This is a genomic window from Halomonas sp. BC04 (assembly GCF_000568385.1).
In genome coordinates, this window is record NZ_AZQX01000336.1 from 1 (window position 1) to 9,569 (window position 9,569).

Consider the following 9,569-nt stretch of genomic DNA (forward strand, 5'->3'; position numbering starts at 1 on the left):
CCCGAGATCGCCCGCTCGCTCTCCTCGCCGCGGGGCGTGCCGGTGGTTGCCTCGGCGCTGGCCGGGGCGCTGGTGATGGTGCTGGCCGACCTGGCGGGAAGAGTGCTGCTCGCTCCCATCGAGATCCCGGTAGGCATCGTCACCGYGGTGGTGCGGCCCCTGGCTGCTGTGGATACTGCTGAGACCGGCTTCGAGGAACCTGGCATGACCCGACACGAACTCGCCACTCGCAACCTGACGCTGCGTTACGGTCGCGCGACGATCATCGACGACCTGGCGCTGTCGTTGCCGGCGGGGCAGGTCACCGCCATCGTCGGACCCAACGGCTGCGGCAAGTCCACGCTGCTGGCCGGCCTGGCCAGGCTACATGCCCCCAGCCAGGGGGCGGTGCTGCTCGATGGCAAGGACATCCAGCAGCTCCCGGCGCGGGAACTGGCGCGGCGCCTGGCCCTGCTGCCGCAGGAAGCCATCGCTCCCGAAGGGCTGACCGTCGCCGAACTGGTACGCTTCGGTCGCCAGCCCCACCAGGGCTGGCTGCGCCAATGGTCGGCCGAGGATCAGCGGGTGGTAGGCGAGGCCCTTGCGGCGGCGGACGTGCTGGAATTGGGGGAGCGGACCCTGGACACGCTATCCGGCGGTCAGCGTCAGCGCGCCTGGATCGCCATGACCATTGCCCAGCAGACGCCGCTGCTGCTGCTCGACGAACCCACCTCGGCCCTCGACCTGGGCCACCAGATCGAAGTCTTCGAACTGGTGCGTAACCTCGCCGGCGGCGGGCGCACCGTGGTGATGGTACTCCACGACCTGGCCAGCGCCTGCCGCTACGCCGACCACCTGCTGGCGCTACGCAACGGGCAACTGGTCGCCGCCGGCCCGCCGAGCGAGGTCGTCACCACCGGCCTGGTGCGCCAGCTCTACGATATCGACTGTACGCTGATACCCGACCCCGCCACGGGGAATCTACTGCTGGCCAATGTGAGAAGGGCGAGGCGGGCTGAGGTGGTTTGATGGAGCTTGGGATGAAGCAGCAGCTGACTAGTTGCCTTAGCCGGGGTAGAAGGCATTTAGCTTGTCCTGATGCTCGTGAACCTTCTGGGCGAACGTCTCGTCATCCATATCGCGCCAGTAGCGGGGAGGCCGGCCGGTCCGTTGGTCGTGTGACAGCGTGGTGGGGTCGAGCTCGCGATACATTTCAAAGACAGGCACATCGGGCAGCGGCTGTGAGGTGTCCATATAGCGCTGCACCATGTCCCAGGCGGCACGCTGTTCCACATGGCTGCTGGTGGCACCGAACATGCCGACCAGCGCTACATGCACTTCCTGGCGATAGTGCACCATGCTCAGGTTGAACTGCGGCAGGCCCTGATGGCTCGGCGTGCTCTGCAGGTAGCAATCGAATTCATGGAAGGGCAACTGATGAGCCACCTGCCAGGCGGTGCTCTTTTTGGCCGGGTTGGCAAATACCGTGACCATGCCGGTACGCCGGTTGAGTTCCCACATCGGGCCGGGCTGGTAGCCAGAGGCATAATTGGGGAAAATGCGGTATATAAGATTTCCACCCCCCACATGGATAATAGAACTAAAAATAAATAAAGGTAAAATTCCAAAATGTCGGCGAGAACTTCTTTGAATTCATATGTGCTTTGTGGAGATATTGAAGCAAAGTAGATCAATATCGTGCTGACTGGAAAGATAAAGAGTGCGAAAAAAAAACCAATCATTCCTAAGGTACGGATTATGCCAATAAAGAAATTTCGTTTAGTCTGGCTTGCGTAGCGCAGGCACTCTTCATCCATACGAATTAGATGCTGGGCGCGATCGGCCGGTCGGGGGGTATGCCCGGGCTGGCTCTCGATATGTCGTACCTGCGTGGGTGGAACAATTTCCAGCCCTCGTGCCAACGGCACCATCTCCACCGTTGGGTGGTGGTGGGGGAGCCGCTGGCCGCTGGCGGCGGACATACGAAACCGTCGCGAGTGTTCGCTCTCCGATTGGCGCGGGCGCTGGGCAAGCTCCGCAGTATGGGCATCGGCGGTATAAGTGATTGGCATCATATCAGCCATCGGTTGCCTCTTTGTCACGATGGGTCGTCTCGTCGGCCCAATAGGCTGGTCGGTACGCTCGAAGTTGGGTGCGAGTGGGTCGCCACGCTCCGTCCTGGTGGGTGCAGGCGCTGGCAAGGCACGCGGCAGAATATCGCTATTACTCGGTTCCTTGCGCCATTGCACCTTTACCCTGAGCTGGTGCCTGGTGCGGCGTTCCGCGCGCCCGAGGCTGCCCGGTTGCCCCTCCTGTTCCGGCACCCAGAGATAATACTCCCTGCCATCGGTGGTGGCCCGCTCGAAGAGAGGGGAGAGCGGCTCGCCTAGCTCGCTTTTTTCCTCCAGCCACTGGGAGTAGCCATCCTTGCGAAACTCGTGCTTCTTCTCCGTGGTGATAGTACAACGAAAAAGCGCGATCTTTTCCCAGCCCGGTGCCAGGCCCGGCAGGTTGCTGTTGATCACTACCCGGGTATTGGCGGCAAGGCCTGGGGACTGGGCCAACGCCTGTTGAGCGACCAGGCGATCCACATACCCCATGGGGCGGCTGGGGTTGAGCAGACCAATGGCGGGGTGCCGTTCGGAATCCTGGGCGATGGACTCGGCAGTGGCCAGGCCGACCGGCTCGATGCGGATACGGATATTGGCAAACAGGCTGACCAGCCTATCGAAGGCATCGGCAGGATCGTTGCGCCAGGCATAGCGTTCGTTACTACCGAACGGCCCCAGGCGCAGCCACTCTTCGATTTCGTTGTCGGTCAGCCAGATCGACAGCGCGACCGCGGCGATGGAAAGACCGAGGGCGATCCAGCCCACCGGGCCCAGGCCCAGCCATAGGGGGCTGGTCTTGACCAGGGCCGAGCCGGCCACCACAGCGGTGCTGACCGAGGCAATACTTAGAGCGATACCCGCTCCCACATTACCGTGCTGGAAACGTGTCCACGCATCCCAGGCCAGCAGAGCGGCGCTGGCTGCGCCTGCTGCTACACCCGCCAAATTGACTGCGGTAATGGTCCCACGTAACTGGTTGCCCACTGCGGATAACATTGTGGACTGTGAGCGTATCAGTGCATCGCCCAGCGGTAAATGACGGCTAACTGCACCGGCCCGAAGTCGGCTCAGTCGGTTGTGTCGTTCACCATAAAATTCCATTGCTTTTAAAGAAGCAATAGTTAAATCGAAGATCGCACTTGAAATACTAGCGATGCTTCTTCCTGAAGGGCGGTTAATGAGTTGGTGCCACTCTTGTCTCAAGTTAAATAACTCAAAAGCCGCAATCACATACGGCAAGCGCACCATATCGGTGGCGCCTGCGACGCTACCTGCATTCGTGCACGGCGTGAGAGCCTGGCCGCTTCGGAGTCGGCCTCGGCCACCAGCACGATAAGGTGTGGCTCGTTGGCCGCAGCGGAAAGGGCCGCCATGCCTCTCGCCTGGCTGGGAGTAAAGGTCTTGCCCGTTGCCTGACGCACCGCCCCCTCGAAGCTCTGGCGTGCCTGGCCTTGCGCGCCCTGGCGGCTGGCGCTGCGCTCCTGCTCCGTCAGGCCGTTGTAGAGTTGGCCGCGTGAGTCGCGAACGCCAAGTATGACCATGTCCTCGCGGACGTTGCCGCGTGCGGTACCGGAGATCCTGCCGAACAGTTCCGGAAAGCCCACTCGTGCCAGGCGTGCGGCCGGCAGTGCGATGGCTTGGCGTGCGCTCTCATCGAACAGCAGGTTGGCCTGCTCGGCGAGGCGACCGAACACGAGATCCACCACGCCGCCCCAGCGCTTAAGCTCTGCGCTATAAGTGAAGCCCTCGGCGCTGCCTATCATTGCCAGATAGGCTGTCTCAAGGAGTTGGATATCGTCCTCTTCGGTGGGAAGCTCTTGCTCTGCCTGTTGCGCTAGCGCCTTGAGGCGCACGCGGCCGTCGCCGGGGTTTTCCTCTTCGTCGGGCAGCACCAGCGGTACGTCGAACGGCGTGTCCTCGTCGCTGGGAAACAGCATGGCATGCAGGGTGTATGTGCTGCCGTCTCGCAGCACATCGACCAGGTAGCGCTGCGGTCGGGTGGGTGCCGTGGGCGGAGTATCATTCAGGGGTCGGCATCGCCCGGCGCATCGCGCAGCGCTTCCAGCAGGTCGGCCGTGAGCGCATAGGCGCCGAGGTAATCGTGGCCCTCCAGGCTAAACAGGTCGGCCAGCACGGCATTGGCTTCACGACTGAGCAATAAACCGTGCAGTCGACCCTGATAGGCCTCGAGCTGGTTACGCGCCAGCTCACGCTGGGCACTTCGCAGGATGCGCTGGAGTTCGCTTGATTCGCTCAGATCGGCCCTGTCGGCGAAACGGCGCAGCGCATTTGTCTGGCCTGCCTTGTCGTGGCGCTTGAGAATGGTCTGGTTGACCAGTGCGGCGCATTCATAGAACCGATCTTCAGCCGCAAGAGCAGGTATCTGTTGCAGATACCCGAGGCTGACTCGACAGCCGTGCAGGCTGTGACGTAGCTCAAAGAGAGTATCCGCCAGCACTAGCCCGGGTATCTCCCGCTCCCGCGCGTCGGCAAGGCTGTCTTCGGCCTCACCCAGCCCCGCCCAGATGGCATCTGCGGCTTCTGTATCGTCCCCGCTTTGTTCCACTCGATTTTTCAGTACCTGGCAGCGGGCGGAAGCCTGCAGGTAGAGAGGAGAGGGCTGCTCACCATGCCCGCTACCGGAGCGCATGCCTTCATCGGCGGCGGTGCGAGCGGATTCACCCGTATCGAACTGGCTGAGTTCCGCCCTGGCCTGGTCACGCAACTGGGGCAGGTAGTCGCCGGTCAGGTCCAGGCTCAGAGCGTTCGGCGTGGCGGCATGCTGTTCGGCTAGACCGGTACGCAGGCGCTGGGGCTCCTCATTCGAGAGCATGTATAGCTGCCCCGGTGAGGCGAAGTTGTTGGCCCCTGACAGGTTGATGGCATGGCAGCGCGTACGCTGGGCATGGCTATCAGCCTGGAGATGGTTGAGGCGCGCTGCCGACCACTGAACCTCGGAATAGCCAATACGAACACTGCCGTCGACATAGCGTTCATTGGCCCGATGAGGCAGCCAGATTTCTTCAAGTGCAATACCGACGGCGGGCCTGCGATCGTCCTGATAGCGCTCATTGCTGTCGCAATGGGCTGCCAGATCGATATCGCGGAACTCCATCTGCCCGGTCTCGGCATTCGCCGAGGCCTCGATCTCCCGCCACAACTTGTCACCGTAGAATACGTACAGATATCCGGGACGCAGCGGCAGGGCATGGCGTTCGTCCCGCGTCATTCCTTGCCATAGCGCCATCGGCAGCACCGGCTGGATAACATTGTCCTGCAGGCGTAGTTTGCGGTTGTTCTTGAGCAGCCATTCCAGTAGCGGCAAACGGATGGGGTCGCCGTTCTCGGTGTCGATGTGCAGCTGCGCATTGACGCGCTGGTAACCTTGCCAGCACCACTTGTGCAACACGCTGGTCGGATCAGGCAGATCTTCAGTCTCGGCTTCGCCGAAGGCGTCTATCCGCTCTCCCCTGTGTTGATCGACGATGACGATCTCGTGCCCGGACGGGTGCTCCTTGCCCATGACTTGGATGATGAGCTGTTCACCTTCGCAGGCAGGGTTTCCCAGTGTGCCGTTACTCATGCCCGGTCTCTCCCGATGGTCGTATTGTCTTCCCTGGTGTGGAAATGCTGCTGGAGCGCTGCCAGACGTGCCTCTGCCGGCTGCGCTTCCAGGCCATCAGGCAGTGATGCCTGGTGATGCTCGAAACGCAGGTGCACGAAATCGAGAAGCTGGTGTTGGGGTATCGAGAAGCGCTGGGCTTCGTCGAGCGCTGCCACGAATCGCTGTGCATGCTCCGCTGAATCTTCGTCGAGCTCTGCGCTTTTGCCCAAGCGTTGCCATAGCGGGTATTGGGCGACGAACGCCTCGAGGGACTCTTCCTGGGACGGAGTCAGGCTGATAGGGTCGCTCGCATCGATTGATGGGTTCTTCATGGGTGCTGAATCTTGCCGGGAGGCATACCAGATGGCGCCATGGTTGGCCCTCTGACGAAAGGTGCCGCCGTGCCAGAAGAGAGCGGAAAGTGGACCCAGCCATAATGAAGACGGCGTATCCAAGAAGAGGTGGGCCGCCACCCAGGGGTCGAAATAACGTAATAATGCCTGACGGCTGCCATAAAACCTGACGTTTAGCCGATGTCGAAGGTGGGCCAAGACGGAGTCGGTGCTGGCACTGCTTGATACGGCGATGCCGCTAAGGGGTGATGCACCCTGGCCTTCAGCGAAGGCGTTCCACAGTGCGCTACCCGGCTGTGTCGCCACGACAAGTGGCCCGGCATCGCGTGCCGAGGCATAGCGGGTCTCGTCGAACAGCCACACGATGTCTGGCGTTGCGTCCAGGGTGTAAAGGCGCTCGAGCGTATCGTGTCGCTGTTCCACCACCAGCCAGTGGCGATCGCCGAGCTGGTTATTGAGTAGTGCCGTGAGTACCGAGGCCTGGGAGACTTCGCTCATGCACGGCCTCCCACGTCTTCACAAGGGCAGGCCTCTCCAAGCGGGCAGGGCCCCCCGTTGGATGGCTTCTGGCAGGGTTCCACCAGGGGAGCATGCGTGATCATGGCCTGCTCCAGGCGGTGACCGAAGATCGGCCCCAGCGTCACGTCCTCATGCTCCTCCGCCACTGCCCGCCCCGGCAGCAGCGGCGTCTCGACGGCCTGACCGGAGCCCGAGCCGGGGCTGCCGCCGGCGTTGATCTTGACGCCGGGGCCGGCCAGGGTCACGCCACCGCCGTCGAGCTTGAGGAAGCTGCCGCCGGCGTTCAACGTCAGTTCACTACCGGCTTCCAGCACCACCTTGTGGCCGGCCTTGATGTGCAGTTCGCGGCCGCTTTCGCTGAGCCAGGCTTGGCCGGCCTTGATGTGCAGGCTGCCTTGCACCGTCAGGTGCTGGTTGGCGTCGGTCTGTTCGTGCCGATCGCTACGCACGGTGTGGTGTTCATCGGCGTCGATCTCACCGATGCGGTCGTTGTGCACGGTGAGGAAGCTGTAGTTGCCGATCTCCTCGGTGCGGTCGTTGTTGGTGAGCAGCTCCAGGTCCTTCTGGGCGTGCAGCCAGATCTGTTCCCGTTCGGCCTCGTCCTCGAAGCGCAGTTCGTTGAAGCCGTCGCCCTTGTGGCTCTGGGTGCGAATGACGGTGCGCGTCTTGTGCGCCGGCAGTTCATAGGGCGGCGTGTTCACCGCATGGTAGGTGCGCCCGGTGATCAGCGGCTGGTCCGGGTCACCTTCCAGGAACGAGACGATGACCTCGTGCCCGATCCGGGGTATGGCGATGCTACCGTAGCCGCCACCGGCCCAGCCCTGGCTCACTCTGATCCAGGCGCTCGCACCGTTTACAGCGGCTTCGCCGCCAGCCTCGGCGGTGTTCGGCTCGGCGTAGCGATCCCAGGGGAACTGCACCTTGACCCTGCCGTGCTCGTCGCAGTGGATCTCCTCACCTTCGGGGCCGACCACGAAGGCGACCTGGGGGCCGTCCACTCTCGGCTTGGGGGTTGGCTCGGGTCGCCAGGCGGTGTCGCCGGGGGTCAGGACCAGCGTGTTGGCATAGCGGGTGCTGTCGTTGCCGTCCATGCCCTGGCGGTCGCTGGCGGTGACGCCCACGGCGTCCTCTTCCAGGGCCTGGGGCTGCTTGCCGGTGTGCACCACCGAGACCACCTGCCAGTCGCGGTTGAGGCGTTCGGCGTCGTGGTCGGTGAGGGTGAAGCGGTGGCCCGGAGCAAGCTCGGGCAGGTCGCTCTCGGCGGCGGCGGTCAGGGCGTCGTGGCGCAGGTGCTCCAGGCGAATGCGGGTAAAGGCCTCGCCGGAGGCGTCGGCCTTGTAGCGGCCGGGGTAGTCGAAATGCTCATAGTCGTCCCTCTGAGCGTGTTCTTCCAGGCCGTCCGCTGCCTGGTCATGCAGCTGGGCCTGATGTAACTGTGAATAGCCCGGCTGCTTGAAGGAGTAGTCCTTGAGCATGGCCGAGGCGGGCCGGACCCGGGAGACCTGCTTGAGTTTGCGCACATGGCGCAGTGGTGCGGTGCCGCCGGCGCGGCCATGGTAGGTGCGGCTGCCGAGGCTGGCCAGCAGCTGGGGATCGTCGGCGAACACCAGGCGATGGGCGCCCCCCGGCTGGTCTTCGAATTCGTGGAAGTAGAACAACCCCTCTTCGGCGGCCAGGCGCTGGATAAAGGCCAGGTCGGTCTCGCGGTACTGCACGCAGTACTCCCGCTCGGCGGGTTCGCGGGTGACGGCGAAGGCCACGTCGGTGATGCCGCGCTCCTCGCACAGGGTATTGATGATGGTCAGCGGCGAGGCGTGCTGGAAGATGCGCGAGTTGTGGCGCAGCGACAGGCGCCACAGCGCCGGCTGCAGGATCAGCGTATAGAAGGTGCGGCGATGGCCGCTGTCGCCGCGGCCGAATTCGGTGGCGATGCCGTGGACCCGGCGCAGCGCCTGGCCGTCCTGCCAGAGGGTCAGGGTCAGCTCGCGGTCGAGAAAGGTCTCGGGGGCGAGGTCCGGATCGCGGCTGGCGAGGTTGACCGTCAGGTGGAAGGGCTGGGATAGCGCCTCGGTCAGCGTGAAGTCGACCACGGCCAGGTCGAGGTCGTCGGCCCCGGCAAGGGCGAGTGTGAACTGAAGACCGGTCTGATTGGCCATGGTGATGGCTCCCCTCCTGGAAGACGAATGCGCGGCAATCCATTGCATCAGCAGATTACGCGAGCCCCTCGGCATGGCAAGGGGACATCGACCGATGTGGACGAAGACTGACAAGGACTGTCGGCGATGGCTTACACGCCGTGATGCCAGCGCTCGATAACAAGCGCTGGCATCACGACGCCGGCGGCGCAACGTCCCGCCCAGGCGGACGGGACGTTGCCGCTAGCGAGCACTGACGAAGGCTTAGCCTTCGATCGGGGCGCGCCAGTCGTCGGAACCGGAGGTGCCGGCAACGGTATGTTCCCAATCGATCTTGCGGTAGGCCAGGGACACGTCCATCAGCTGGGTGAATTCAGACGTGTTGATGTCCTGGGCGTGCGGCATGCGCAGGTTGATGTCGACGATGGTGGCGTCGGTCAGGCTGGTGGTGAAGAAGTGCTCCTGCTTGCCTTCGACGGAAGTGCGGTACCACTTCAGCTCGACGTTGGGCAGCATCTCGCCGGAGGCCAGGGCGTTGTACATCAGCGGTACGGCCTTGTTCAGGGCCACGGTGAAGATGAACGGCTTGTGCGCACGCTGGCCGGAAGGCTGGCCGGACTGCGGGTCGGTGGGCACGGTCACGACGTGCTTGAATTCCTGAACCAGCATTTCGTCTTCGTGGCCTTCCACGTAGATGTTGCCCACGGAATCCGGGGTGAAGGCGCCAGCGGTGATGTTGCCCTGGGTCTGGCCTTCGATGCTGATATAACAAGGTGTCGGCATGAGTCTGCTCCTTGACGATGTGAATGAATGTCCAATGGACAGTGTTATAGGAGCAGGAAGCATGCCTGTTCTATATAAGATTAGT

General features: G+C 63.0%; 8 protein-coding genes and 1 pseudogene. 2 read left to right on the top strand and 7 right to left on the bottom strand.

Features of this window, described 5'->3' with window-relative positions; translation table 11 throughout:
* Window positions 1–42: 42 nt before the first annotated feature.
* Both Q427_RS34645 and Q427_RS22585 read left to right on the top strand, forming a co-directional pair.
* Window positions 43–93 (top strand): annotated as a pseudogene (locus Q427_RS34645) (hypothetical protein); the annotation flags it as partial.
* 111 nt (window positions 94–204) lie between these two features.
* Window positions 205–1,008: an ABC transporter ATP-binding protein gene (locus Q427_RS22585; protein WP_043517464.1), complete on the top strand. Its 804-nt coding sequence runs from the start codon at window positions 205–207 to the stop codon at window positions 1,006–1,008.
* Window positions 1,009–1,044: 36 nt separating this feature from the next.
* On the opposite strand, the gene Q427_RS32715 is transcribed toward Q427_RS22585, so the two are convergent.
* From Q427_RS32715 to Q427_RS22615, 7 genes are all read right to left on the bottom strand, one after another.
* Window positions 1,045–1,338, bottom strand: a complete 294-nt coding sequence (locus Q427_RS32715; protein ID WP_197030790.1) for a hypothetical protein — start codon at window positions 1,336–1,338, stop codon at window positions 1,045–1,047.
* Window positions 1,339–1,340: 2 nt separating this feature from the next.
* A complete protein-coding gene (locus tag Q427_RS32720; RefSeq protein WP_197030791.1) occupies window positions 1,341–3,338 on the bottom strand; it encodes a hypothetical protein in 1,998 nt (665 codons plus the stop codon).
* Entirely contained in the window at window positions 3,317–4,063 is a 747-nt protein-coding gene (locus tag Q427_RS22595; protein ID WP_043517458.1) for a hypothetical protein, read from the bottom strand. The genes Q427_RS32720 and Q427_RS22595 overlap by 22 nt, the downstream gene beginning before the upstream one ends.
* Window positions 4,064–4,113: 50 nt before the next feature.
* On the bottom strand, window positions 4,114–5,673 hold the full coding sequence (locus Q427_RS22600; RefSeq protein ID WP_043517459.1) for a toxin VasX: 1,560 nt from the start codon (window positions 5,671–5,673) through the stop codon (window positions 4,114–4,116).
* Complete coding sequence (locus Q427_RS22605; protein WP_051496615.1) at window positions 5,670–6,545, bottom strand: DUF4123 domain-containing protein; 876 nt, start codon at window positions 6,543–6,545, stop codon at window positions 5,670–5,672. The genes Q427_RS22600 and Q427_RS22605 overlap by 4 nt, the downstream gene beginning before the upstream one ends.
* Window positions 6,542–8,722, bottom strand: coding sequence for a type VI secretion system Vgr family protein (locus tag Q427_RS22610; protein ID WP_043517460.1), 2,181 nt, complete (start codon window positions 8,720–8,722; stop codon window positions 6,542–6,544). Before Q427_RS22610 ends, Q427_RS22605 begins: the two co-directional genes overlap by 4 nt.
* A gap of 243 nt (window positions 8,723–8,965) precedes the next feature.
* Window positions 8,966–9,484, bottom strand: coding sequence for an Hcp family type VI secretion system effector (locus Q427_RS22615; protein WP_043517462.1), 519 nt, complete (start codon window positions 9,482–9,484; stop codon window positions 8,966–8,968).
* Between the last annotated feature and the right edge of the window lie 85 nt (window positions 9,485–9,569).

What these genes read in the sequence shown, in the direction of transcription:
- Q427_RS22585 (WP_043517464.1), top strand. Translation starts at nt 205, where the DNA reads ATGACCCGACACGAACTCGCCACTCGCAACCTGACGCTGCGTTACGGT.
- Q427_RS32715 (WP_197030790.1), bottom strand. Translation starts at nt 1,338, where the DNA reads ATGGTGCACTATCGCCAGGAAGTGCATGTAGCGCTGGTCGGCATGTTC.
- Q427_RS32720 (WP_197030791.1), bottom strand. Translation starts at nt 3,338, where the DNA reads ATGGTGCGCTTGCCGTATGTGATTGCGGCTTTTGAGTTATTTAACTTG.
- Q427_RS22600 (WP_043517459.1), bottom strand. Translation starts at nt 5,673, where the DNA reads ATGAGTAACGGCACACTGGGAAACCCTGCCTGCGAAGGTGAACAGCTC.
- Q427_RS22605 (WP_051496615.1), bottom strand. Translation starts at nt 6,545, where the DNA reads ATGAGCGAAGTCTCCCAGGCCTCGGTACTCACGGCACTACTCAATAAC.
- Q427_RS22610 (WP_043517460.1), bottom strand. Translation starts at nt 8,722, where the DNA reads ATGGCCAATCAGACCGGTCTTCAGTTCACACTCGCCCTTGCCGGGGCC.
- Q427_RS22615 (WP_043517462.1), bottom strand. Translation starts at nt 9,484, where the DNA reads ATGCCGACACCTTGTTATATCAGCATCGAAGGCCAGACCCAGGGCAAC.